General features: G+C 67.9%; 20 protein-coding genes. 15 read left to right on the plus strand and 5 right to left on the minus strand.

Annotated features, from left to right (window positions below; translation table 11 throughout):
- Nucleotides 1-149 precede the first annotated feature (149 nt).
- The 9 genes from ACFWN2_RS28445 to ACFWN2_RS28485 all read left to right on the plus strand — a co-directional run bounded on the left by ACFWN2_RS28445 (nucleotide 150) and on the right by ACFWN2_RS28485 (nucleotide 14,025).
- Nucleotides 150-1,568, plus strand: coding sequence for a M20/M25/M40 family metallo-hydrolase (locus tag ACFWN2_RS28445; RefSeq protein ID WP_382432462.1), 1,419 nt, complete (start codon nucleotides 150-152; stop codon nucleotides 1,566-1,568).
- A gap of 70 nt (nucleotides 1,569-1,638) precedes the next feature.
- Nucleotides 1,639-3,336 (plus strand): ATP-binding protein, encoded by a 1,698-nt coding sequence (locus tag ACFWN2_RS28450; RefSeq protein WP_382432464.1) that lies wholly within the window; start codon nucleotides 1,639-1,641, stop codon nucleotides 3,334-3,336.
- 83 nt (nucleotides 3,337-3,419) lie between these two features.
- Nucleotides 3,420-6,074: a glucosidase gene (locus ACFWN2_RS28455; RefSeq protein WP_382432466.1), complete on the plus strand. Its 2,655-nt coding sequence runs from the start codon at nucleotides 3,420-3,422 to the stop codon at nucleotides 6,072-6,074.
- Between the two features lie 241 nt (nucleotides 6,075-6,315).
- Complete coding sequence (locus ACFWN2_RS28460; protein ID WP_382432468.1) at nucleotides 6,316-7,134, plus strand: basic amino acid ABC transporter substrate-binding protein; 819 nt, start codon at nucleotides 6,316-6,318, stop codon at nucleotides 7,132-7,134.
- A gap of 72 nt (nucleotides 7,135-7,206) precedes the next feature.
- Nucleotides 7,207-8,004 carry an amino acid ABC transporter permease gene (locus tag ACFWN2_RS28465; protein WP_382432470.1) on the plus strand — a complete coding sequence of 266 codons (798 nt, stop codon included), beginning with the start codon at nucleotides 7,207-7,209 and terminating at the stop codon, nucleotides 8,002-8,004.
- Nucleotides 8,001-8,768, plus strand: coding sequence for an amino acid ABC transporter ATP-binding protein (locus ACFWN2_RS28470; RefSeq protein WP_382432472.1), 768 nt, complete (start codon nucleotides 8,001-8,003; stop codon nucleotides 8,766-8,768). The genes ACFWN2_RS28465 and ACFWN2_RS28470 overlap by 4 nt, the downstream gene beginning before the upstream one ends.
- Before the next feature lie 4 nt (nucleotides 8,769-8,772).
- A complete protein-coding gene (locus ACFWN2_RS28475; RefSeq protein ID WP_382432474.1) occupies nucleotides 8,773-10,881 on the plus strand; it encodes a pentapeptide repeat-containing protein in 2,109 nt (702 codons plus the stop codon).
- Nucleotides 10,882-10,948: 67 nt separating this feature from the next.
- Nucleotides 10,949-13,114 (plus strand): hypothetical protein, encoded by a 2,166-nt coding sequence (locus tag ACFWN2_RS28480; RefSeq protein ID WP_382432476.1) that lies wholly within the window; start codon nucleotides 10,949-10,951, stop codon nucleotides 13,112-13,114.
- Nucleotides 13,115-13,125: 11 nt separating this feature from the next.
- A complete protein-coding gene (locus ACFWN2_RS28485; protein WP_382432478.1) occupies nucleotides 13,126-14,025 on the plus strand; it encodes an ROK family protein in 900 nt (299 codons plus the stop codon).
- Between the two features lie 148 nt (nucleotides 14,026-14,173).
- On the opposite strand, the gene ACFWN2_RS28490 is transcribed toward ACFWN2_RS28485, so the two are convergent.
- On the minus strand, nucleotides 14,174-14,953 hold the full coding sequence (locus ACFWN2_RS28490; protein ID WP_382432480.1) for a LamB/YcsF family protein: 780 nt from the start codon (nucleotides 14,951-14,953) through the stop codon (nucleotides 14,174-14,176).
- 86 nt (nucleotides 14,954-15,039) lie between these two features.
- Between ACFWN2_RS28490 and ACFWN2_RS28495 the strand changes: the two genes are divergently transcribed.
- From ACFWN2_RS28495 to ACFWN2_RS28515, 5 genes are all read left to right on the plus strand, one after another.
- A complete protein-coding gene (locus tag ACFWN2_RS28495; RefSeq protein ID WP_382432482.1) occupies nucleotides 15,040-15,726 on the plus strand; it encodes a GntR family transcriptional regulator in 687 nt (228 codons plus the stop codon).
- A 105-nt stretch (nucleotides 15,727-15,831) separates the two neighbouring features.
- Nucleotides 15,832-16,098: a DUF3311 domain-containing protein gene (locus tag ACFWN2_RS28500; RefSeq protein WP_382432484.1), complete on the plus strand. Its 267-nt coding sequence runs from the start codon at nucleotides 15,832-15,834 to the stop codon at nucleotides 16,096-16,098.
- On the plus strand, nucleotides 16,098-17,732 hold the full coding sequence (gene mctP / locus ACFWN2_RS28505) for a monocarboxylate uptake permease MctP (RefSeq protein WP_382432486.1): 1,635 nt from the start codon (nucleotides 16,098-16,100) through the stop codon (nucleotides 17,730-17,732). Before ACFWN2_RS28500 ends, mctP begins: the two co-directional genes overlap by 1 nt.
- A gap of 71 nt (nucleotides 17,733-17,803) precedes the next feature.
- Nucleotides 17,804-19,051, plus strand: a complete 1,248-nt coding sequence (locus ACFWN2_RS28510; protein WP_382432488.1) for a hypothetical protein — start codon at nucleotides 17,804-17,806, stop codon at nucleotides 19,049-19,051.
- Nucleotides 19,048-19,890, plus strand: a complete 843-nt coding sequence (locus ACFWN2_RS28515; protein WP_382432490.1) for a septum formation family protein — start codon at nucleotides 19,048-19,050, stop codon at nucleotides 19,888-19,890. Before ACFWN2_RS28510 ends, ACFWN2_RS28515 begins: the two co-directional genes overlap by 4 nt.
- 286 nt (nucleotides 19,891-20,176) lie before the next feature.
- Here ACFWN2_RS28515 and ACFWN2_RS28520 read toward each other — a convergent pair whose 3' ends face one another.
- The 4 genes from ACFWN2_RS28520 to ACFWN2_RS28535 all read right to left on the minus strand — a co-directional run bounded on the left by ACFWN2_RS28520 (nucleotide 20,177) and on the right by ACFWN2_RS28535 (nucleotide 23,725).
- On the minus strand, nucleotides 20,177-20,389 hold the full coding sequence (locus ACFWN2_RS28520) for a hypothetical protein (protein WP_382432492.1): 213 nt from the start codon (nucleotides 20,387-20,389) through the stop codon (nucleotides 20,177-20,179).
- 235 nt (nucleotides 20,390-20,624) lie between these two features.
- The gene (locus ACFWN2_RS28525) at nucleotides 20,625-22,436 is read right to left on the minus strand and encodes a phosphoenolpyruvate carboxykinase (GTP) (RefSeq protein WP_382432494.1); all 1,812 of its coding nucleotides are present in this window, start codon (nucleotides 22,434-22,436) and stop codon (nucleotides 20,625-20,627) included.
- 311 nt (nucleotides 22,437-22,747) lie between these two features.
- Nucleotides 22,748-23,434, minus strand: a complete 687-nt coding sequence (locus ACFWN2_RS28530; protein ID WP_382432496.1) for a DUF6802 family protein — start codon at nucleotides 23,432-23,434, stop codon at nucleotides 22,748-22,750.
- 72 nt (nucleotides 23,435-23,506) lie between these two features.
- Nucleotides 23,507-23,725 carry a hypothetical protein gene (locus ACFWN2_RS28535; protein ID WP_382432498.1) on the minus strand — a complete coding sequence of 73 codons (219 nt, stop codon included), beginning with the start codon at nucleotides 23,723-23,725 and terminating at the stop codon, nucleotides 23,507-23,509.
- Nucleotides 23,726-23,814: 89 nt separating this feature from the next.
- Here ACFWN2_RS28535 and ACFWN2_RS28540 point away from each other — a divergent pair, with 89 nt between their 5' ends.
- Nucleotides 23,815-24,672 (plus strand): helix-turn-helix domain-containing protein, encoded by an 858-nt coding sequence (locus ACFWN2_RS28540; protein WP_382432500.1) that lies wholly within the window; start codon nucleotides 23,815-23,817, stop codon nucleotides 24,670-24,672.
- The last annotated feature ends 15 nt before the right edge of the window (nucleotides 24,673-24,687 follow it).

Consider the following 24,687-nt stretch of genomic DNA (forward strand, 5'->3'; position numbering starts at 1 on the left):
ACTGTCGGATGTTCGACCTTTTGCCGTCCGACAGTTGTCGTCCGATTAACGGACACCGCTGTCCCGGTTACCGATCGTTAACTTAGAGGGCGGCCTTTCACACGAGGTTACGGACGCGAGCAGAGGCGGAGTCGTGACAGGATCGAGAGGTGGACCGCTCAGTTGTGACCAGCACCGTCAGGACGCTCTGGGACGACGACATCGTCCCGAGCCTGTCTCAGCTCGTCGCCGTGCCGGCGATCTCTCCCGCGTTCGACCCCGCCTGGGAAGAACACGGAGAGTTGGCGGCCGCGATCGACCACGTGAAGGCGTGGATCGCCTCCCGGAACCTGCCTGGAGCGTCGCTGGACGTCGTCCAACTGGCGGGACGCACGCCGCTGCTCGTCGTGGACGTGCCCGCGGCCGGTAACTCGGGCGACGACACGGTGTTGCTCTACGGACACCTCGACAAGCAGCCGCCGGTGGGCGGCTGGGGCGAGGGACTGGGTCCGTGGACCCCGGTGCTGCGTGACGGACGTCTCTACGGCCGTGGCGCAGCGGATGACGGTTACTCCGGATATGCCGCAATCGCCGCTATCGAGGCCGTGCGCGCGGCCGGCGGTTCGCACGCCCGTTGCGTCGTGCTGCTGGAAACCGGTGAGGAGTCGGGTTCGCCCGATCTGCCCGCCTACCTGGAGCACCTCTCCGACCGGCTCGGCCGGGTGTCGCTCGTCGTCTGCCTGGACTCGGGCGGCTCCGACTACGACCGCATGTGGCTGACGACGTCGCTGCGCGGCCTCGTGCAGGTCACGGCCACCGTGCGGGTGCTGGACGGCGGTCTGCACTCGGGCATGGCGTCGGGCATCGTGCCGTCGTCGTTCCGGATCGCGCGGATCCTGCTCGACCGCATCGAGAACTCGGAGACCGGCGAGATCCTCGTGCCGGAGATGCACGTCGAGATCCCGGCGGGCCGGCTGGCCGAGGTGCGCGAAGCCGTCGAGGCCGCGCCGGGCGCGCTGTGGGACCCCGTGCCGCGCGTCGGCGACCTGCAGCCGATGTCCTCGGACGAGGTCGAGCTCGCGCTGAACTCCGGCTGGCGGCCGACCCTGTCCGTCACCGGCGCCGAGGGCCTGCCCCTGCCCGACGACGCGGGCAACGTGCTGCGGCCGTACACCTCGCTCGTGCTCTCGTTCCGCCTGCCGCCGACGGCCTCCGCCTCGGCCGCGTTGGAGGCCGTGCGCGCGAAGCTCACCACCGACGTGCCGTACAACGCGACCGTGGAGCTCTCCCGCGTCGAGTCGGCCGACGGCTGGAACGCGCCCGAGCTGGCGCCCTGGTTGTCCGCGGTGCTGGACGAGGCGGGCAAGGAGATCTTCGGTGCGCCGTGGCGGACCGTGTCGCTGGGCGGCTCGATCCCGTTCATGGGGCTGCTGCACGAGGCTTACCCGGAGGCGCAGTTCGTGGTCACCGGTGTGATCGGGCCCGACTCGAACTGCCACGTGCCGGACGAGTGGCTGCACCTGGCGCACGCGGCCCGGGTCACCGAGGCGATCGCGCTGGTCCTCGACTCGCACGCGAAGCAGGCCTGACGCTCAGCTACTCTCAACTACTCTAAGATACTCTCAGGTCCCGCTTTGAGAGTTGAGAGTTGGAGCGTGCTTGGAAGCCTCGGCATTGCGGACACTGGTCGAACGCCTGCGTCGTGCCGGCGCGGAGATGAGCGATGTCGAGGTGAAGTCGGCGGCAGGAGGTCTGCCGAAGAGCGTCACCGAAAGCCTTTCGGCGTTCGCCAACACCAACGGCGGCACGCTGGTGCTCGGACTGGACGAGAACGACGGTTTCCGTCCAGTCCGACTCGGTGACGCGGCGAAGCTGCGGGATGACCTGGCCGCACTCGCGAGCGACTGCCTCCACCCGCCACTGCGCATCGCGGTGGACGTCGTCGAGTTCGAGAGCATGCCGGTCGTTCTGGCGGAGATCGATCCGCTGCCTTCTGACCACCGTCCGTGCTACGTGGACTCCAAAGGCATCGCCACCGGCTCGTACGTGCGGGTCGGCGATGGCGATCGCAGGATGACCCAGGCGGAGATCGGCCTGGCCATCGCCAACCGCGGCCAGCCCCGCTACGACCTCGAAGCCGTCACAGACGCTGTGATCGGCGACCTCGACCGCGTCTCCTACGGCCGCACCATCGAGCGCGTGCGCCAAACGTCCCGTCCCTTCCGCGACATGGACGAGATCACGGCCTTGGAGCGCCTGCGGGTGCTGGTCCGAGCCGACAACGGAACGCTGGTGCCGTCACTCGGCGGATTGCTGAGCTTCGGTACCTATCCACAGCAACATCTTCCCCAGTTGACCGTGTCGGTCGTGGTCTACGGCGGCGATGAGAACGGCCCGCGGTTCGACGACAACCCGGTGGTCCGCGGCCCGATCCCGGAACTCGTGTCGGAGACGATGTCGGTGCTGCGCAGGCACATGCGCGTTCGCAGCCACGTCGACAGCAGCGGACGCCGCGAACAGCTCGACTACCCGATGGAGGCCGTGCGGGAAGCAGTGGTCAACGCCCTGCTGCACCGGGACTACAGCGGCGGTACCCGCGGCACCCAGGTGCAGATCGAACTGCACCCTGATCGGCTGCTCGTGCGGAGCCCAGGGGGTCTCTTCGGACCGGTCGTCCTCGAAGACCTCGGCAGCGAGGGGGTCAGTTCGTCGCGCAACTCGTTCCTCGCCTCGCTGTTGTCCGACACCTACCTGCCGCTGAGCGACCGGCTCGTCGCCGAGAACAGGGCGTCCGGCATCCCGTCCATGATCAAGGATCTCCAGCGGTCCGGCCTGGCACGACCGATCTTCCGCAACTTCGCGAACCGGTTCGAGGTCGAGTTCAGCCGGTCGGAACTGCTCGATCCGGCAACCCGTCAGTGGCTCGCGCGAATGCGCGAACCAGGGCTCACACAGCTGCACGAACTCGCTCTCGCGACGATGCACCACGGTCGACCGATCAGCAACGCGGCTCTCAGGCAGTTCGGAGCGAGCCAGGCAGACGCGACGGCCGTGCTGCGCGATCTGGTGAACAAGGGCCTTGCTGTTCGCACGGGTGGACGCCGGTATGCCACCTACTCCCTGGGAGCCTCGGCCGAAACCCCGGACCTCTTCACGATCACGCCACCTCCGGCTGATGTCGCCGAGGTGCTGCGCACTCTGGGTTCGGCAAGTGCGCGAGAGCTCATCGCGGCAACCGGGTACTCGCGCCCGACAGTGCTCGCACGACTCGAGGAACTGACCGAGAAGGGCCTCGTTCGCGCCGAAGGGGCACAACGCAGTCCCAAGCGCCGATACCTGTGGACGGGGACCCCCTGACTCCACCCGTCTTTTAGTGAGGAAGGACTCAGCCGAGACGTGGCCCCGACCGCTTGTCCGACCAGGTGTCCCACACTGGCCTGATGGTCGAAGAAGCGGAACGGGCGCGCCTCGCGGAGTCGGACACCCCGACCTCGCCGTGGCGGCTGTGGGGGCCGTACCTGTCGGGTCGCCAGTGGGGCACGGTCCGCGAGGACTACTCGCCCGAGGGTGACGCGTGGGCCTCGTTCCCCTTCGACCACGCCCGGTCGCGCGCGTACCGGTGGGGCGAGGACGGCATCGCCGGCATCTGCGACGTGCACGGGTTCCTGAACTTCTCGGTGGCGCTGTGGAACGGCAGGGACCCGTTCCTCAAGGAGCGGTACTTCGGCCTCACCAACGAAGAGGGCAACCACGGCGAGGACGTCAAGGAGCACTGGTGGGTGACCGACGGGACGCCCACGCACTCCTGGATGCAGGTGGTCTACCGGTACCCGCAGAAGGAGTTCCCGTACGAGCGGCTGCGGGAGATGGCGCGCAGTGCCGGGCGGGAGAACCGCGAGCCTGAACTCAGCGACACCGGGGTGCTCGACGAGAACCGGTTCTTCGACATCCAGGTCTCCTACGCGAAGGCCGACACGGACGACATCTGCGTCGAGATCAGCGCCACCAACCACGGGCCCGAGGACGCTCCGCTGCACCTGCTGCCGCAGCTGTGGTTCCGCAACACGTGGGCGTGGGGGCGGGACCAGCGGCCGTGTCAGCTCGTCGCGAGCACCACGGCCGGGCGCAGGGTCACGGCTGACCACGGCAACCTCGGCCGGTACACGCTGCACCTGGACGGTTCGCCGTCGATGCTCATGACGGACAACGAGAGCAACGAGGTCGCGCTCTTCGGGGCCGACCGCAACCCGTCGCCGTGGACCAAGGACGGCATCTGCGAGTACGTGGTGGGCGGCAGCACCAGCTCGTGCCAGGTGGTCGGGCCGGACGACGCGGGGACGGCGGGCACGAAGTTCGCCGCCTGGTACTCGTTCGACCCGGTCGAACCCGGTGAGACGGTGACGATCCGGCTGCGGCTCGTCGGCGGCGACGGGCACCTGGACCCGTTCGGGTCGAGCTTCACCGACACCGTGGCGGCCAGGAAGGTCGAGGCCGACGAGTTCCACGACGCCATCGCGCCGCGGGTCGGCCGCGAGGAGAAGCACGTGCTGCGGCGTGCGCTCGCGGGTCTCATGTGGACGAAGCAGCACTACCGGTTCCGCACGCGCGACTGGCTCGACGGCGACCCGACCAAGCCGGAGGCGCCGTCCAGCAGGAGAACGGCCAGGGCGCGCAACGTGCACTGGCGGCACCTCGACGTCGCCGACGTCATCTCCATGCCGGACGAGTGGGAGTACCCCTGGTTCGCGGCGTGGGACCTGGCGTTCCACACCATCCCGTTCACGCTGGTCGACCCGGCGTTCGCGAAGGAGCAGCTGCTGCTGTTCTGCCGTGAGTGGATGATGCACCCCAACGGCCAGATTCCCGCCTACGAGTGGGAGTTCGGCGACGTGAACCCGCCGGTGCACGCGTGGGCGGCGTTGCAGGTCTACCGCGCCGACGGCAGCAGGGACCGCGGGTTCCTCGCCAAGATCTTCCACAAGCTGCTGCTCAACTTCTCGTGGTGGGTCAACCGCAAGGACGCCGACGGCAGCTACCTGTTCGAGGGCGGGTTCCTCGGCATGGACAACATCGGGCCGGTCAACCGGTCGGAGCCGATGCTGGGCGAGTGGCGGCTGGAGCAGTCCGACGCCACGTCGTGGATGGCCGCGTACAGCCTGCACCTCATGCAGATCGCGCTGGAGCTGGCGCGCGACGACGAGTCCTATGAGGACGTTGCCACCAAGTTCGTCGAGCACTTCCTGTCGATCGCGGAGGCGTTCACGCACTTCGGGTCGCACGGCGGCGGGATCTGGCACGACGAGGACGGCTTCTGCTACGACCGGGTCTCACGGCGCCGCGCCGATGGTGAGGTCGAGTCCGAACCGGTGCGCGTGCGGTCGATGGTCGGTCTCATCCCGTTGCTCGCGTCGGCGGTCTTGGAGCCGTGGGTGCTCAGCGACCTGCACGGGTTCACGAGCCGGTTGGAGCACCTGCTCAAGCGCCGGCCCGAGCTGCGGCAGTTCATCACCTTCCACTACGAGCGCGGCGCGTTCGTGTCGTTGCTCGACGAGGGCAGGCTCAAGCGCGTGCTGCACAGGATGCTCGACGAGCAGGAGTTCCTGTCGCCGCACGGGATCCGCTCGCTCAGCGCCGCCCACCGCGAGGGCCTGGAGGTCAAGGTCGCGGGCCAGGACCACCGCATGGGTTACGAGCCAGGCGAGTCGCACACGCCGATGTTCGGTGGCAACTCCAACTGGCGCGGGCCGATCTGGTTGCCCACCAACGCGTTGCTGGTGGAGGCGTTGCGGACGGTCTGCGCGTTCCACGACGGCATGTTCCAGGTCGAGATGCCGACGCACTCGGGGCGCTGGGTCACGGCGGGCCAGGTGGCGGACGAGCTGTCGGACCGCCTCGTCGGGCTGTTCCTGCTCGACCACGACGGGCGCAGGCCGTCGGACGGCAAGCGGATCGAGGCCTCGGAATCACCTCTTTGGCGCAGTCACGTCACCTTCAGCGAGTACTTCGACGGTGACACCGGCGAGGGTCTCGGCGCGACGCACCAGACGGGCTGGACCGCTCTCGTGGCCGGTCTGATGACCGAAAGAACACGCTGACCAGCACCGTCGTGATCAAATCCTGATCAAGGAAACACTCGCGTATCGTAATCATTCGTGTGCAATACGTGAAGAAGTTGTGTGATCTGGGCCAAACTGCGCAAGATTTTGCGATCAAAAGGGCGATTTGACGCAGGATCGTTGCAAGGGAGTGGCCTGTAACACGCACGTGCTGTCCACCACGTCACCCGAGTGGCAGGATCCCGTTCACTCGTCCGCGACAGTTACGAGGAGTGACGCAGTGGCTCGTCGACCCAGGCACGTGCTCGCCCTGCTGCCCGCAGCGGCCCTAGCGCTGACCGCGCTCGCCGGTTGCGCGACGAGCACCAACAGCGGTGGAGGCACCACCGACGGTGGCATCAAGCTTGTCAAGGAAGGCAAGCTCGTCACCTGCACCCACCTGTCCTACAAGCCGTTCCAGTACACGGACGGCGACAAGACGGTCGGCTTCGACGTCGACCTGGTGGACCTGATCGCCAAGGACCTCGGTGTCACGCAGGAGATCTTCGACACCCAGTTCGAGACGATCACGTCCGGCGCGAGCTTCAACGCCAACCAGTGCGACCTCGCGGCCGCCGGTATGACGATCAAGGAAGAGCGCAAGCAGGCGATCGACTTCTCCGACCCGTACTTCGAGGCCACGCAGGCGCTGCTGGTCAAGAAGGACTCGCCGATCAAGGCTCTGGCGGACCTCAAGGGCAAGAAGATCGGCGTCCAGCAGGACACCACCGGTGAGATCTACGCCAACGAGAACAAGGCCGCCAACGGCTACGAGGTCATCCAGTTCGAGGACCTCCCGCTGATGGAGACCGCCGTTCGCACCGGTGCCGTCGACGCCGCGATCAACGACAACGGCGTGCTCCTGGACTACGCCAAGGAGTTCCCGGACACCGTCGTGTCGGCCGAGTTCAACACGAACGAGCAGTACGGCATCGGCATCAAGAAGGGCAACACCGCCCTGGCGGAGAAGGTCAACGCCGTCCTGAAGAAGGCCAAGGACGACGGCGAGTACGACAAGATCTACGAGAAGTGGTTCGGCAAGAAGCCGGAGAAGAAGTAGCGACATCGAGCTGACGGGGCGGCGGACGACGCCGCCCCGTTCGCGTCCGAACCACATCCGCTAGGAGTCAGAATGGCGCTGTCGAAGCGCAAGCGGGCCGAATACTTCCGGTACTCGCAGTACACGCTGCTCGTCGTCATCGCCGTCGTGATCGCGTTCCTGGCCGACTGGGAGCAGATCCGCACGGCGTTCTTCAACTTCAAGACGATGGGGGACATGTTCCCCAACGTCATCACCATCGCGTTGAAGAACACGCTCATCTACACGGCGCTCGGCTTCTCGTTCGGTCTCGCGCTGGGCCTCGTGCTCGCGCTGATGAAGCTCTCGTCGATCGCGCCGTACCGCTGGATCGCGACCGTCTACATCGAGTTCTTCCGCGGTATTCCGGCACTTCTGGTGTTCATCGGCCTCGCGTTCGGCGTGCCGCTCGCGTTCCAGATCCAGTTCGACATCTACTCCACGGTCATGCTGGCGCTCGGCATCGTCGGCGCCGCCTACATGGCCGAGACCATCCGCGCCGGCATCCAGGCCGTGCCGAAGGGCCAGATCGAGGCGGCCCGTTCGCTCGGCATGTCGCAGGGCCGCGCGATGATCACCATCGTGATCCCCCAGGCGTTCCGGATCATCCTGCCGCCGCTGACCAACGAGCTGATCCTGCTGACCAAGGACTCCTCGCTGATCTACATCATCGGACTGGCCCGCGACCAGTACGAGCTGACGAAGTTCGGGCGGGAGACGCTGAGCCGCAGCCCGTCGCTCACCCCGATCCTCGTCGTCGGCCTCTGCTACCTGATCATCACGTTGCCTCTCGGGTACCTGTCCCGGTACCTGGAGCGCCGCTCCGGCGGAAAGAAGGTGTCCGTCCTGTGAGCGAAGTCAGTGTCGAGATCACCGGGCTGAAGAAGTCGTTCGGCTCGCTGGACGTTCTCAAGGGGATCGACGCCACCGTCAACAGCGGTGACGTCGTCTGCATCATCGGCCCGTCGGGTTCTGGCAAGTCGACCCTGCTGCGCTGCGTGAACCTGCTGGAGGAGCCGAACGGCGGCAAGATCGTCGTCAACGGCGTCGAGCTGACCGACCCGGACGTCGACATCGACCGGGCGCGCACGAAGATCGGCATGGTCTTCCAGTCGTTCAACCTGTTCTCGCACCTGAACGTCCTCGCGAACCTCACGGTCGCGCAGCGCAAGGTGCTCAAGCGCGGCGAGAAGGAGGCGCAGGAGATCGCCCTGCGCAACCTGGAGCGGGTCGGCCTGAAGGAGAAGGCCAACTCGATGCCGGCGCAGCTCTCCGGCGGCCAGCAGCAGCGCGTGGCGATCGCCCGCGCGCTGTCGATGGACCCCGAGGTCATGCTGTTCGACGAGCCCACCTCCGCGCTCGACCCCGAGCTCGTCGGTGACGTGCTGGGTGTGATGCGCCAGCTCGCCGACGAGGGCATGACGATGCTGGTCGTGACGCACGAGATGCAGTTCGCCCGCGAGGTCGCCGACAAGGTGATCTTCATGGACGGCGGCTACATCGTCGAGGAGGGCCCGGCGGCCGAGGTGATCGGCAACCCGCAGGAGGCGCGCACCCAGGAGTTCCTGGCGCGCGTGCTCGACCCGACGCACCACGGCCCGAGCGACCCGGTCTAGCTGCATGGCGAGGGGGAAGGTCGCCGCGGCGGACGTGCTGCGGGGGCTGTTGGGGGAGAACGAGAGTTCCGGTGGTGGCGGGTGGAGGTTGCCTCGGCGCAAGCCGAGCACCCCACCCGTCGTCCGCGTGGAGAACCAGTCGGTCACCGGCGTGCTCGACCTGCGCGCGGTCGACGTGCCGTACGTGCTGGAGTTCGAGCGCTGCCAGTTCGAGGCGGCGCCGGACCTGCGGCAGGCCAACCTGGCGGGCATCTCGTTCAGCGACTGCGACCTGCCGGGGCTGCAGGCGCGGAACCTGAACAGCAGCAACGACGTTTCGCTGCTCGACTGCACGGTGTCCGGTCTGACCGACCTGACCGACGCCGACATCGCGGGCTCGGTCCTGTTGCGGGGCACCAGGTTCAGCGTGCCGGACGGACTGTGCCTGCACGGTGACCGGCTGACGGTCGCGGGCGCGGTGCTCGGGTTCGGGATCGTCACCGAGGGCGAGGTGCGGCTCGCGGGCGCGCGCATCGGAGGCAACGTCAACCTCGGCAGCGCGGTGCTGCAGAACGCCGACGGGTTCACGTTGAACGGCAACGGCATGCAGGTCGGCGGCAACCTGCTCGGCGCGTTCACCTCGCACGGCGTGGTGTTCCTGTCCAACGCGCGCATCAGCTCGACGTTGTCCCTGAGCGGCGCGGTGCTCTCCCGCGGCTCGGACTTCAAGGACACCAACGACCCGCACGCCGACCCGTCCGCCACGCTCGTCCTGGACCGCGTGCACGTGTCGGGTGATCTCGAACTGGACCGCGGCTTCTCCAGCAAGGGCACCGTGCGCGCGGTGAGCGCGCAGATCGCCGGCACGTTCTCGGTGGCAGAGGCTGTTTTAGATGCTGTCTCGCCTCCCGCCGTGGGCACCGACCCGACCGGTTCGGGCCGCGCGTTGCACGTCGACGGCGCGGAGATCGGCGGTGACGTCGTCGGGCGCGGCGTGAAGATCAAGGGCCAGCTGCGCATGGTCGACACGCACGTGCGCGGCAGCATCACGCTCGAACGGGCCACCGTGGACAACCCGGCCGCCGACGCCGTGCTGGCCAACCGCTCCCAGATCGGCAGCAACTTCGTGGTGCGCGAGTCGGACGTCTCCGGTGGGCTGGAGCTGCGCGGCATCACCGTCGGCGCGAACCTCGACCTGCGCGGCAGCAGGCTGACCAGGCCCGGCACGTACCGGCACCAGCCGCGCGAGAAGCCGTCGCTCGACATCGGCGGCGCCACGATCGGCCGCGACCTCATCTGCGCACGCGGCGACAAGGAGTTCGTCGCGCACGGCGGCGTGCGGTGCCGTCGCGCGGTGATCGGCCGTATGGCGAACTTCAACGGCGCCGTCCTCGGGTACAAGCTCGACAGCCACGCGTTGAACGCCATGGGCATGCAGGTGCAGGAGCTGATGCTCAACGTCGTGTCGCCGCCCAAGGGCCTCGTGACGCTGCGGCAGGCGCGGTGCACGTCGTTGGACGACAACGAGAACTTCTGGAACGCCACGGGTTTCATCGACCTCGACGACTTCCGGTACGACTCTCTCGCGTACCCCATCGACCTGCGCGACGACGACCAGGTGCAGCAACGGCTGCGCTGGCTGCGGCAGGCGATGCGGCGCAGCTACCACCCGCGCCCGTACGACCAGTTCGCCGAGATGCTGACCGCGGCCGGCAACGAGGAGCACGCCTCGACCGTGCTGATCGAGAAGCAGCGCCTGCGGTACAAGGCGGTCGCCGAGGGCATGCGGTTCTTCGGGCCGTTGGTGCTGTTGTGGAGCTTCCTGCAACGGTCGATGGTCGGCTACGGCTACCGCCCGGCGCGTGCGCTGGGGTGGCTGATCGCGGCGTGGGTCGTGGGCAGCCTGTGGTTCCAGTTCAAGGGACCGCTGGTGGAGATCAACGACGACGACCACCTGCCGTGGAACGCGTGGCTCTACACGATCGACCTGGTGGTGCCGATCGTCGACTTCGGCAACAAGAACCGCTGGCAGACGCCGGGTGCGTCGCAGTGGATCGCGTCGGGGCTGATCGTGACGGGGTGGATCCTGGCCACGACCGTGGCGGCCGGTCTCACCCGGATGTTGAAGCGCTAGATCCTTTCGCTGCTTTCGCCACCATCGGGGAATTCCGCCCGGTTCGGAACAGTGGTGCGATCGTCCGGTGATCGCCGCCGAGTCGACCGAGCTGTTCGTCGGACCTCGGACCGCGCTGCTGCAGGTGGTGCGGCTGAGCTCGCCTGCGCTCGTGGGCCCCGTGCACGCCCACGTGTCCGGGCCCGGGCTGCGGTCGCCGCGGCACGGCGGTTCGCTGGGGCTCGGGCCGTTCGGCTACGAGCTCTGCGTTGACGTCTCGGAGCACTCTCCTGGTGCGGTGGTGCCCGCTCAGGTCGTGGTGCGGTCTTCGGCCGGCGAGGAGACCTGCGCGTTCCCGCTGGTCGTGGGCTCGCCGGGGTGGACGGTGCACCTCGTGGGGCACGTTGCGGCCGACGCGCCGTTCTCGGCTCTGCGGGCACACCTGGACCTGGCGCTGACCGATCCGGCCTACCGGTTCGCGGTGACGTCCGTGGAGTTGCTACAGCCCTACTGGGACACGTTTCCGCAGCACCGGCCGGTGTTGTTGCGGCTGATCTCGGAGGGGCGGGTCGAGGTCGTCGGGGCGGAGTCCAACGTGGTCGGTGTGCCGCCCGTGCTCTCCGCCCTGCCGGTGGGGTCGCCGCTGGCCTGTTCGTCGTTGGGCGAGGCCGAGCGGGCGGTGTACTCGTCGTTCCTGGCGCTGCGGTCCGGGGCTGCCGCGCCGCACGTGATGCTGCCGGTCGGGGTTGCTCGTGATGCTCCGAACCCGTGGATGACCGCGATCCATCACGACTGGAGCGCGCGCTATACGTGGCCTCGGGTCGTGTGTTCGTTGCCGCGCGACTACTACGTTCGCGGCTCTGTGCCCGTGCCTCGCGCTTCGGAGGACGACTCGCCTGCTGCCGTGTTCGCGTCGCACGCGTCTCGGCTGACCGGGGCCGCGTTCCCCGTCGCCGCGCTCTCACGCGCTGCCGTCGCGCACCCGCGAGAGGCCTTCGACCTGCAGTCCGACGTCGTGTCGCGGTCTCTGAAGGCGCTGACGTCCACTGTGGAGTCTTCGGTGGTCGTCTGGAACCCGGCGGCTTCCGCTTGCACCGACATCGTGTCCGTGCACCTGCCGTGCGCGCGCAACGTGCACGTTGAGTGTGATGGGGTCGTGCTGCCGACGTTGGTCGATGGCGTCACCGTGACGTTCTTGGCGCGTGACGTGCCTGGGTGCGGATGGCGCACCTACTCGTTGGTCGAGGACGAGGTCGACCACGGCTGGAAGCGCGGCTACGGCACCGAGATCGCGTCCACTCATTACGTGCTGTCGTACGACCCGATCGCGTCCCTCATCGCCGTGGACGGCCCTGTGTTGGAGGCACCTCGTCTCGTCGGGCCGATCAGCGTGTGGCACAGCGAGGTCGGCGAGAAGATGGTCGGCTCCACGGCCGTGGTGCTGTGGAACGGCGTGGGGCACCTGGGCCCTTCTTCGCTGGTGGGCGTGCTCGGCTCGCGGTCGCCGTCGTGCGGCACGTTGCCCTCCGTGGCTCCCTCTTCGACGGAACGGCCTGACCTGGGTCCGGTCGCGCCCGAGGTGACCCCGGTGTTCGCGCGCTACTGGCTGCACGAGCCGGCGCCGTTGGGCGGGCTGCCCGCGAACGTCCGGCTGGAGGTGCTCGGTCCCGGGCGGCTGCGGGTCGTGGCCGTGTCGGACGGTCCGGAGTTCTCGGGGGTCGTCCGGCTTTCGCTGCCGGCGGGGTGGTCGGCGTCGTGGGAGGCGCTGCCGGTGTCGATTCCAGCGGGCGGTCACGTGTCGGCCGAGGTGCGGCTGGAGGCGCCACGCACTCCTGGCTGCTATCCGGTGCGCGCCGTGCTGGAGGGCCTGCCGTTCGAGGTGTACGACGTCGCGCTGCTGACCGTGCCGGAGTGGGACGCCGACGACCCCGTCGAGGTGCTGTGGATGGCGTCGACACCGTGTTCGGTGACCGTGCGGCCGGGCTCGTCGTCGCTGGTCAGGGTCGTCGTGGCGTCCGGCGCGCACGGTGACCTGCCGGTGCAGGCCCGGCTGCTGTCGCCGCGCTCGTCGTGGGAGCTCGTCGGCCCGTTCTGCGTGGGCGGTTTGCTGCCGGCGCAGGGTCGTCTGCCGTTGGACTTCAGCTTCTCGGCACCTCCGTGGGCCACGCCGGGCCGATGGTCGGCCGTGGTGCGCGTGACGGCGGGCTCGCTCGTCAGGACCACTGCGCCCATCAGCCTCGAAGTGGCTGATTAAGCTGGTTCATCGTGACTGATCTGGTGCTGGCACTGGACTTCGGCGGCACCAAGATCGCCGCCGCCCTGGTGGACCCGTTCGGCGCGGTGGTGCGGTCCTCCCGCGTGCCGACGCCGTCCACCGACACGTGGGACGCCGTCGTCTCGGTGATCTCGTCGGTGGTGGAGGGCTCCCCGGTGGCGGGCGTGGGCATCGCCTCGGCGGGCCCGGTGAACACCACGACCGGCACCGTCTCCCCGATCAACGTGCCGACGTGGCAGAACTTCCCGCTGCGCGCGTCGGTGGCGTCGCTGTTCCCGGACGTGCCGGTGGAACTGGCGGGCGACGGCGTGTGCATGGCGCTGGGCGAGCACTGGCGAGGCGCGGGCCAGGGCAGCAGGTTCATGGTCGGCCTGGTCGTGTCGACCGGTGTCGGTGGCGGGCTGGTGCTGGACGGACGCCCGTTCGGCGGCCGCACCGGCAACGCCGGCCACATCGGCCACGTCGTGGTGGAGCCCGACGGCCAGCCCTGCACCTGTGGCGGGCGCGGGTGCGCGGAGACCGTGGCGGGCGGGCCGCGGATGGTGGACTGGGCGCGGCGGGCCGGCTGGCAGGCGCCGGACGACGCGGACGCCGCCCTGCTGGCCGCGGCCGCGCTGGCCGGTGAGGAGATCCCGCAGGTGGCGTTCGAGCGTGCGGGTCGTGCCGTGGGGATGGCGATCGCCGGGGCCGCGGCGGTGTGCGATCTGGAGCTCGCGGTCGTCGGGGGCGGGGTGGCGCAGGCCGGGGAGCTGCTGTTCGAGCCGGTGCGGCGGACTTTGAAGGCGTACGCCGGGTTGTCGTTCCTGGAGGGGTTCGAGGTGCGGGCTGCCGAGTTGGGTGGCGAGGCCGGGCTGGTGGGGGCGGCGGCGCTGGTGCGTCAGAGCGGCTGACCGGGGCTTGGCCTGAGTGGGCTCGGGGTGCGCGTTGGTGGGCAGGTAGGCCGAGTCGGGCAGGACGGAGTCAGGTGGCGGGGCCGTGCGGCCTTGCGAGGACGGCAGCGCCGGTGCGGCCGGCCTTGAGGTGCCAGCCGCTCGGGCGTCAGACCGCCTGGCGCGTGTGGCGGAGCGGCGACTCCACGCGGCCCACCGCCACCCCCGCAGACTCCATGGCCGAACGGACCGCTCGAGCGATCTCCACCGCGCCCGGCGTGTCCCCGTGCACGCAGATCGAGTCCGCCTGGATCCGGACCGGGCGGCCGGACACGCTGCGGACCCACCCCTCCGTCGCCAGCTGCACGCAGCGGGCCGCGATCTCGGCCGGGTCGCGCAGCACGGCGCCAGGTTCGCCGCGTGGCACCAGTGCGCCCGATGCCGTGTAGGCGCGGTCTGCGAAGGCTTCGTGCCACACCCTCAAGCCTGCTACCGAGGCGCGCTTCAGCCACACCGCGCCGGGCGCTCCCAGCACGGCCAGCGTCGGGTCGAACAGGCGGACGGCGTCCACCACGGCGTCGGCCTGGGCCTCGTGGCGGAACAGGGCGTTGTAGAGGGCGCCGTGCGGCTTCACGTACGAGACGCGGGTGCCGGCGGCTCGGGCGAACGTCGACAAGGTGCCCAACTGGGCCAGGACCTCGTTGGTCAGGGTGTCCGGGGCCACGTCCACGAAGCGGCGGCCGAAGCCCGGCAGGTCGAGGTAGCCCACGTGGGCGCCGATCGCCACGCCCGCGGACGCGGCGAGGGCGCAGGTCTCGCGCATCGTGTCGGGGTCGCCGGCGTGGTGGCCGCACGCGATGTTCGCGCTGGTCACGATGGACAGCAGCGCCTTGTCGTCGCCCAGGGTCCAGTGGCCGTAGCCCTCGCCCAGGTCCGCGTTCAGGTCCATGGCCGTCCTCCCCGGTGCCGGCTTGTAGGATTGTTGAACGATTCTACGATAGTGCAATCGAACGATCCTGCAAATAGACTTCTCAGGTGACCGAGACGTGGGTGTCGACGCTGGCTCAGGGCAAGGCCGACCTGGAGCGCGCCAGCACAGCGCAGAAGGTCGCGGACATGCTGCGGGAGCGGGTGCTCGACGGTGAGCTGGAGCCGGGTCTGCGGCTGAGCGAGGAAGCGATCGGCGGCGCGCTGGGCGTCAGCCGCAACACGCTGCGGGAGGCGTTCCGGCTGCTCACCCGCGACCGGATCCTGGTGCACGAGCACAGCCGCGGCGTCTTCGTCAGGCGTCCCACCAGCGACGACGTCAAGGACCTCTACTCGGCCCGCCGCGCCATCGAGTGCGGCGCGCTGCGCCTGTGGAACGACGTCAGCGAGGCTCGGCGAGAAGCCGTGCGCGCGCCGGTCCGCCAGGCCGTGGCCAGGGCCGAGAAGAACGACTTCAGCAAGACCGGCAGCGCGAACATCCAGTTCCACCGCGGCATCGTCGGCCTCGCCGGCAGCGCGCGGCTCAGCGACGAGTCCGACCGGCTCTTCGCCGAGCTCATGCTCGCCTTCCGCGTCGCCCGCGAGATGGACGCCTTCCACCAGACCTACCTGCCGTGGAACCGCAAGATCGTCGAGCTCCTCAACAACGGAACGGTCGACCAGGCGGTCCTGCAGCTCGACGAGTACTTCGACGCCGCCGAACGAGACCTCGCCAGCCGTCTGGTGGCGGATTAGTCCAAAGAGAACGTTAAGGCGAAGGCAACGATTGCGATCACGGAGCTGACGGCACCGAGATGCAGGCCTAACATCCGCGCAACACCGCGTACACGGAGGGCCACCATGCCGTCGGACCACAAGACCGGCTTGCGCTGGAGCAACTGGAACCTGCTGCTGATACTCCCGTTGTTCATGCTCATCACGCCGTGGTTCAACCAGGACGAGCCCCGGATCTTCGGGTTGCCGTTCTTCTACTGGTACCAGTTCCTGTTCGTGCCGCTCGGCGTCCTGTGCGTCGGGATCGTCTACGTGAAGACCAAGGACGAGCCCGTGGTCACCGGCAAGCCCGACAAGCTCGGCGTTGACGACCTGGACGAGGGAGCGAACTGATGCAGTGGACAGAGCTGATCGTTTTCAGCGCCCTCTTCCTGCTCGTCACCGTGATGGGCTTCCTGGCCGCGCGGTGGCAGAAGGGCGACACGCTCGAACACCTCGACGAGTGGGGTCTCGGCGGCAGGAAGTTCGGCAGCTGGATCACGTGGTTCCTGGTCGGTGGTGACCTCTACACGGCGTACACCTTCGTCGCGGTGCCGGCGCTGATGTTCGGCGCGGGCGCGCTCGGCTTCTACGCCCTGCCCTACACGATCATCCTGTACCCGCTGGTCTTCCTGCCGCTGGTGCGGATGTGGTCGGTCAGCCGCGTGCACGGCTACGTCACGCCCGCCGACTTCGTGAAGGGCCGCTACGGCTCGCACTGGCTGGCGCTGCTCATCGCGATCACCGGCATCGTCGCGACCATGCCGTACATCGCGCTGCAGCTCGTCGGCCTCGAAGCGGTGCTGCGGTCGATGGGCCTCAACGGCTCCGGCATCCTCGGCCACCTGCCGCTGTTCATCGCGTTCCTGATCCTCGCGCTCTACACCTACCAGTCGGGTCTGCGGGCGCCGGCGCTGATCGCGTTCGTCAAGGACATCCTGATCTACCTGGTGATCCTGGTGGCGATCATCTACCTGCCCTCGAAGTTCGGCGGCTGGGGCGAGATCTTCAACGACGCGCAGGCCAAGTTCGACGCGACGCCGAGCAAGGCCGACGGCATCCTGCTCACCGGCACGAACCAGCTGCAGTACGCCACGCTGGCCCTCGGTTCCGCGCTGGCGCTGTTCCTCTACCCGCACTCGCTGACCGGCATCCTCGCGAGCCGCGGCCGCAACGTCATCAAGCGCAACATGGTCGCGCTCCCGGCGTACTCGCTGCTGCTGGGTCTGCTGGCACTGCTCGGTTTCGTGGCGATCAGCGCGGGCACGAAGCCGATCGTCAACCAGGCGACCGGCCGTCCGGACACCAACACGATCGTGCCTGAGCTCTTCGGCGCGAACTTCCCGTCGTGGTTCGCGGGCATCGCGTTCGCGGCCATCGGCATCGGCGCGCTGGTGCCTGCGGCGATCATGTCCATCGCGGCGGCGAACCTGTGGACGCGCAACGTCTACAAGGAGTACATGAAGAAGAACGCCACCCCGGCGGAGGAGGCCAAGCAGGCCAAGCTCGCCTCCCTGGTGGTGAAGTTCGGCGCCGTGGCGTTCATCGTGTTCGTCGACCCGCAGTTCTCGATCGACCTGCAGCTCATCGGCGGCGTCATGATCCTGCAGACGCTGCCCGCGGTCGCGATCGCGCTCTACACCCGCTGGTTCCACGTGTACGGCCTGGTCGCCGGCTGGATCGGCGGCATGGGCTACGGCATGTGGCTGCTCTACAACATCGGCAACCCGGCCGTGGGCAAGGCGCACTTCGCCGGTTCCGCGCTGCCGCTGGGCAACATCTCGATCTTCGGGTGGCACCCGTTCGGCGCCTCGACGACGCAGATCTACGTCGGCATCGTCGCGCTGTTCGTCAACCTGCTGGTCGCGGTGATCGTCACGCTGATCGCGAAGAAGGCCAAGGCCCCCAACGGCGTCGACCACACCGACCCGTCGGACTACCACGTCGACGAGGACAACCCGCGGGTCAAGCCCATCGCTGCCCACTGAGATCAAATCGGCAACACTATGGGCCACCCGTCGGTTACGGCGGGTGGCCCTTTGCGTCGAGGATCGACTACGTGAAAACCATCGCCGGACTGGTAGGACTGACCGCTCTCGCCGTCACCCTGAGCCCTGCCGTCGCGCACGCGCAGAACGCGAACTGCTACGACACCACCGCCGCGCTGACCGTCGAGGAACAGCGGCTCGACGACGTGCTCGTCGTCGGCGGCCCCGCCGTCGGCCCGTCGCTCGTGAAGCTGGCCGGGTTCGACGGCCGCGTCACGGACTTCACCGCGAAGCTGTGCCGCCAGGTCCTGCCGAAGCAGGCGCAGCAGTTCGTGGAACGCGAGGGCAACGCCCTGTGGAAGGCCGCCGTCGCGAGAGCTCAGAGCACGGCACCGCAGGCGCACGACGCCTACGACGACCGGCCGCTCTACTGGGCGCGGTTGCAGCTCAGTTCCGCGCTGCGCCAGTGGAGGCCGCGCTTCGCCCTGTCACCGCACGACCGCGCGACGCTCCTCCAGAAGTTCGACTGGGCGTCCCGCGGCCTCAGCGACGCCGCGTTCCCCGCCAAGCCCGGCGTGCGCAGGATCGCCGTCACCGGCTTCGACCCGTTCCAGCTCACGGGTGTGAACGTGCGGCGCGCGAACCCGGCCGGCGCGGCGGCGTTGCAGCTCGACGGACGCGAGATCTCCACGCCGGAGGGCAAGGTCGTGCTGCAGGCCTCGGTGCTCCCGGTGCTGTGGGGCGGGTTCGACGAGGGTGTCGTGGAGCAGTTCTACGGCACCGCGCTGGGCCAGAAGCCCGACGCGTTCGTGACGATCAGCCAGGGCAGGCCCGGCCGGTTCGACATCGAGCGGTGGGCGGCGCGCTGGCGCGGTGGCTTCGCGGACAACAACAACGTCGGTTCGTACGGCAGCGTCCCGAACGCTCCCGGCTGGCCGCAGCCGACCAACGAGTTCATCGAGACCTCGCTGCCGCACCAGAAGATGATCGACGCGGGCACCGGGCCGTTCACCGTGAACTACAACCTGGCCTTCTGCGAGTGGGTCGTCGTCGGCTCGCAGCAGTCGTGCCGCACGGACCAGCCGACTCCGGGCAGGGTCGCGGCCTCCGGTGGCGGTGGTGACTACCTCTCCAACGAGAGCATGTACCGGGCCAACAGGCTGCGAATCGGTTACGGCGCAACGAACGTCCTCGGTGGACATCTCCACACGCCGGTGCTCGGACAGCCCGCCGATCCGGCCGCGTTGACCGATGCGGCGTTCGAAAAACAGCGTCGGGACATCGCCGACCAAGTGAAGGCCCTAGTCTCTGTGGTGTGACTCGTGTGCGGCTGGCGGTGGCAATTGTCCTGAGCGCGTTGACGCTGTCCGCGTGCGCGATTCAGGTGGGAGGGCAGGCGGTCCCCGGACCGATGCCGTCCACGGCCTCCGCCTCCGCGCCCACGCTGCCGAAAACGGGGCAGTGCATGAACGCCTACGAGCTGAAGGTGCTGCAGTGCACCGACTCGCACGAGGCCGAGGTCATGAGCGTCGGTGAGATGAGCGGCCTGCCGTCGACCTACCCGGACACGCAGGCGCTGCGCAAGGCCGCTCTCCCGCCGTGCCGCCAGACGCTCAGCGAGTACCTGGGCAGCGGCGACGCCGACTCGACGCGCCTGCGGGTGTGGGCCTTCTGGCCGAACGAGCAGGGCTGGAAGGACGGCCAGCGCTGGCGGCTGTGCACCGTCGTGGAGATCAGCCCCGACGAGAAGCCGCTGGCGCGCAAGGGTTCCGTGCGCGACATCCTGAAGGACAACGGTTTCGGCACGTTCCAGACCTGCACCCAGGGCTCGCCGTCGAAGGACCAGGAGGTCAAGGTCGTCGCCTGCAACACCGCGCACCTGGCAGAGGCAGTGCCCGCCGGTGTCGTGTCGCTCGGCAAGTCGACCGACCCCGCTCCGTCCAAGGAGCAGATGAACTCCATCGCGAACGAGAAGTGCACCAAGGCCGTGCACGACTACCTGGGTTCGACCAAGCGCACGGACGTGTTCCCTGCGTGGCGGAACCCCGGCTCGCAGGCCTGGTCAGAGGGTTGGACCAACGCCGTCTGCTACGCGGAGTCCACCAAGGCCTTCACCGGCACCCTCCTCGGCATCCGCGACAACCCGCTCCCGAGCTGACCCGGCGATCACGACCATCAACACGGCGGCCAGGGACAGCACCAACATCGCGATTCCTGCGATACCCACGGCACACCTCCCGTTCCGCCTCCGGTGACGATCTTTGTGACCGCCATCACATACCTAAGACGTTCCCGGAAGGGTCCAGGTTCATTCCTGGTGCAAGAGCATTTTCACGACCCGCGGAGCAGTCCCCAGGCTTGTCCACAGCCATCCACAACATGTGCACAAGTCCGTCCACAACTGTGGACAACTTCATCCCAAGTGGACGATGAGCTGGGCTGACTCAGAGAAATTCGCTGCACAGGACCACGCCGGCGACCACGCCGATGGCCAACCCCAGCCCGAACACGAGCAGGTAGCGCCACCACGACGTGCGGGCCGGCTCGGCGGTCGGGGGCACCGGGTAGTAGCGCACGATGCCCGTCGTCGGGCCGACCTCCACATCGCGCGTCGAACCGTCGAAGTTCAGCCCGCCGAGGAAGTCGTCCTGCTTCACACGACTAGTAGTACCTCATGGAGAAGCCCCACCGGTCGCCGTTGACCGATGGGGCTTCTGCGAACACCTGGGAAGCGGTGTGGCCCGGAACGTTGCCGGGCGGATTCGCGGTCAGACGGGTGCGTCGTGGTGCCGCCCCCACGCCCCCGTACTGGTTGTACGGGGGCGTGGGGGCGGTGCCGCGACGTGCCCTGCTGGGCGTGAATCCGCCCGCCAACGGGCCGGGCCGCGCCGCTCAGCCCAGGCGCTGCTTCAGGGCAGCCAGCTCGTCGCGGAGCGTGGTCGGCACCTTCTCGCCGATCTTGGCGAACCACTCCTCGACCAGCGGGATCTCGGCACGCCACTCGTCGGCGTTGAACTCAAGTGAGGCCTCGATGTCCTCACGCGACGCGTCCAGGCCGTCCAAGTCGAGGTCGGCCGCGGTCGGCACGTAACCGATCGGCGTCTCCTGCGCGGCGGCCTTGCCCTCGATGCGCTCGATGGCCCACTTCAGCACGCGCGAGTTCTCGCCGAACCCGGGCCACAGGAAGCGCTTGTCCTCGCCCCGGCGGAACCAGTTGACGTAGAAGATCTTCGGCAGCTTGTCGGCGTCGGCGCGCTTGCCGAGGTCGACCCAGTGCTGGAAGTAGTCGCCGGCGTTGTAGCCGATGAACGGCAGCATCGCCATCGGGTCGCGGCGCACGACACCGGTCTTGCCGACCGCGGCGGCCGTGGTCTCCGACGACAGCGTGGCGCCCATGTAGGTGCCGTGCTGCCAGTCGCGCGACTCGGTGACCAGCGGGATCGTCGTGGCGCGGCGGCCACCGAAGAAGATCGCGCTGATCGGGACGCCGTTCGGGTCCTCCCACTCCGGCGCCTTGATGTCGCACTGCTCGATCGGCGTGCAGTACCGGGAGTTCGGGTGCGAGCTGAGCTCCTCGCTGTCCGGCGTCCAGTCCTGGTGCTTCCACGAGGTGAGGTGGGCCGGGGGCTCGCCCATGCCCTCCCACCAGATGTCGCCGTCGTCGGTCAGCGCGACGTTCGTGAACAGCGAGTTGCCCTTCGCGATGGTGCGCATCGCGTTCGGGTTGGTGTGGTAGTCGGTGCCGGGCGCGACGCCGAAGAAGCCGTTCTCCGGGTTCACCGCGTACAGGCGGCCGTCCTCACCGAAGCGCATCCAGGCGATGTCGTCGCCGAGCGTCTCGACCTTCCAGCCGGGGATGGTCGGCTCCAGCATGGCGAGGTTCGTCTTGCCGCAGGCCGACGGGAACGCGGCGGCGATGTAGTACGCCTTGTTCTCCGGCGAGGTGAGCTTGAGGATCAGCATGTGCTCGGCGAGCCAGCCCTCGTCGCGCGCCATCGCGCTCGCGATGCGCAGCGAGAAGCACTTCTTGCCCAGCAGCGCGTTGCCGCCGTAGCCGGAGCCGAAGCTCCAGATCTCGCGGGTCTCCGGGAAGTGCGAGATGTACTTGGTCGTGTTGCACGGCCACTGCACGTCTTCCTGGCCCGGCTCCAGCGGGGCGCCGAGCGAGTGCAGCGCGGGGACGTACGAGGCGTCCTCACCGAACAGCTTCAGCGCCCTGGTGCCCATGCGGGTCATGATGTGCATGGAGACGACGACGTACTCCGAGTCGGTGATCTCGACACCGAGCATCGGCTTCTCCGCGTCGAGCGGGCCCATGCAGAACGGGATGACGTACATCGTGCGGCCACGCATGCAGCCCCGGTAGAGCTCGGTCATGATGGCCTTCATCTCGGAAGGGTCCATCCAGTTGTTCGTCGCGCCCGAGTCCTCCTCGCGCACCGAACAGATGTACGTGCGCTCCTCAACCCTGGCGACGTCACTGGGGTCCGAGGCGGCCCAGAACGAGTTGGGCTTCTTCTTGAGCGGCACGAACGTGCCGGCGTCGACGAGCTTCTTCGTGAGACGGTCCCATTCGCCCTGAGACCCGTCGGCCCAAACAACCTCGTCGGGGCAGGTCAGCTCAGCGACTTCCTGAACCCATGCGAGCAGCTGCGCGTGGTTGGTGGGTGCCTGTTCGAGACCGGGAATGGTCACTGCCGTCATCTCGTCTCGTCTCCTGACTGAACGCCTCGGCAACCCGAGCACGTGGTGGTCCGGTGCAGGACTTCGTCGTCCTCGGGAATAGCTCCAGACGCCCGGTGGGGCCGGGCGTGCGTGGAAGGGGTTGGACCGAGGTTAGCCCGGTGAATGGCAGGTAAAGCACCCCCAGCCTGTCGCTTCGCTCACAAAACCGATTCTGGAATCGATTCAGCACTCGGACGGCGTTAAGGCCGGCTTGAGGTGGGAAAAACACAAGAGGCCCCGATGCGGTTCTCACCACATCGGGGCCTGTGACCTGCGCTTCAGTTCTGGTGTCAGTTCGGGCTGATCCACTGCCCCGTTGTGGAATCGATTCGGACGACGCCGTCGAACCGTTCTTCCTCGAGCCAGTCGTCCGAGTCGTCCAGAATGCCGCTCTTCGAGTCCGTCACGTACCGGCCGTCGGACTCGATGTGGCCGTGCTCGACCTCGACCCAGTCGTCACCGCGGTGTTCCGACATCGTGACCTCGCCGGATCGTGTGATCTCGGTCGCCACGTCGGCCTTGCCGTCGCCGTTCTTGTCGGTGAACAACCAGGTGTCGCCGTCGTCGTCCTTGACGACAACGGTGTCAGCCTTGCCGTCCCCGTCGGTGTCCTCGGTGGCCTGACCGACGTTTCGTTCACCGTCGTCGGTCTCCACGACAATCGACTGCTTGGAAGTCGAATTCGTCTTTTCCTGCTGCGAGTCGTTCGGATCGACCGCGACCCACTCACCGGAATTCTCCTCGAACCGCGCCTGGCTCAGGAGATTGCCGTCCTTGTCGAACGTGCTCATCAGATCGGCGTCACCGTCGCCGTTCGTGTCGGTGAACGCGAGATGACCGCCGTCATCGGTCTCGACGACGGCGGAGTCGTTCACGCCGTCCTGGTCGAGGTCGAAGGTGACGTCGGCGGTGTACTCCTCGTCCTCGACGGTCACCTTCAGCTCGGCGTCGGCCGCACCGTTCTCGTCGATGTACACCGGGACACACCTCCATGCCTGCTCATGTACCGGTATGACCCACGTTATGCCGGTTTGGTTCCCCGGCCAACCTCACGGGGCGTGAAGGTCGTCGTCGCTCTGGTCGATGGCCGCGTTCAGGGCGTCGCGGAACTCCCGCATCTGCGCACCGGCGAGAGTGAAGGAGGGACCTTCCGGGCCGGCGATCTCCACGGTTCCGGCGCTGACGCTGACCTCGCACACCGCGCTGTCCGCGTAGCTGTCACTGCAGCGAAGGAGCCACTCGCGCCTGACGCCCATGGTCAACCTCATCTTCGCCCCAGTCAGCTCATATTAGACTTAACTTTAGAACTACTTGAGGCTAAAGTCGCTCGCCTAAGCGTATGAAGGGTGGCAGCCGCGTGGGTCAAGCCAGGCAGACGGCGGAGCGTCTCCAGTTGGGATTGACGCTCCAGCGCCATCGGCTGGCCGCAGGAGTAGCGCAGCAGGACGCTGCCAACGCGATCGGCAGAAGCGCCGGCAGGTTGAGCCAGGTCGAGAACGGCAAGGGCGCACTGGGGTTGGACGAGCTGGTCCGCTTGCTCGATCTCTACGGCGTCACGTCGTCAGACCGCGAGACCATTCTTTCTCTCGGCAAGGCGAGCAGGCGCAGACAACCACGAGCCGGTTATCTCGACACCTTGCCAGACTCCTACCTGCGGTTCACCGACATGCTGGCTGCAGCGAAGCGGATCGGCTACTACGAGGCCGGAGTCATGCCGGGGATCGTGCAGTCGGAGCCGTACATCAGAGCGCTGATGGATGCCGCCAGCGCGGTGAGGTCGGAAGCGGAGACGGCCGAACGGATCGAGTTCCGGCTGCAGTCCCAGCGGCGCGTGTTCGAACTCGGGAACGCAGAGCAGATCGACATCGTGTTCACCGAGGAAACGCTTCTGCGGGTGGTCGGCGACGAGGCAGTGATGAGCCAGCAGGTGGTGTACCTCCTCGGGTTGCTTGACCAGCACCCCCACCTCGAGGTGCGGATCGTGCCGCTCAGCGTCGGCAACAACCCCCTGCTGGGCGGCGGGTTGGTGTCGCTGGAATTCGAGAACGCCACTATGATCACGTTCGCTCCCGCGGTCTGGGGGCCGTCGCAGTACTTCGACCAGCCTGCTGACACAGGACCGATGAGACGGCTCTTCGCGGCGGCGCAGGACATCGCCCTGAGCCCACAGGACAGCCGCGGTGCTCTCATTCGTTTTCTGGCAAGGAGCACCTGACTTGTTCGCGTGGAC

This window comes from Lentzea sp. NPDC058436 (assembly GCF_042721515.1).
GTDB lineage: Bacteria > Actinomycetota > Actinomycetes > Mycobacteriales > Pseudonocardiaceae > Lentzea.

Coding starts and splice junctions, on each gene's coding strand:
- ACFWN2_RS28455 (WP_382432466.1), top strand. CDS start 3,420: ATGGTCGAAGAAGCGGAACGGGCGCGCCTCGCGGAGTCGGACACCCCG.
- ACFWN2_RS28465 (WP_382432470.1), top strand. CDS start 7,207: ATGGCGCTGTCGAAGCGCAAGCGGGCCGAATACTTCCGGTACTCGCAG.
- ACFWN2_RS28475 (WP_382432474.1), top strand. CDS start 8,773: ATGGCGAGGGGGAAGGTCGCCGCGGCGGACGTGCTGCGGGGGCTGTTG.
- ACFWN2_RS28490 (WP_382432480.1), bottom strand. CDS start 14,953: ATGGACCTGAACGCGGACCTGGGCGAGGGCTACGGCCACTGGACCCTG.
- ACFWN2_RS28500 (WP_382432484.1), top strand. CDS start 15,832: ATGCCGTCGGACCACAAGACCGGCTTGCGCTGGAGCAACTGGAACCTG.
- mctP (WP_382432486.1), top strand. CDS start 16,098: ATGCAGTGGACAGAGCTGATCGTTTTCAGCGCCCTCTTCCTGCTCGTC.
- ACFWN2_RS28525 (WP_382432494.1), bottom strand. CDS start 22,436: ATGACGGCAGTGACCATTCCCGGTCTCGAACAGGCACCCACCAACCAC.
- ACFWN2_RS28535 (WP_382432498.1), bottom strand. CDS start 23,725: ATGAGGTTGACCATGGGCGTCAGGCGCGAGTGGCTCCTTCGCTGCAGT.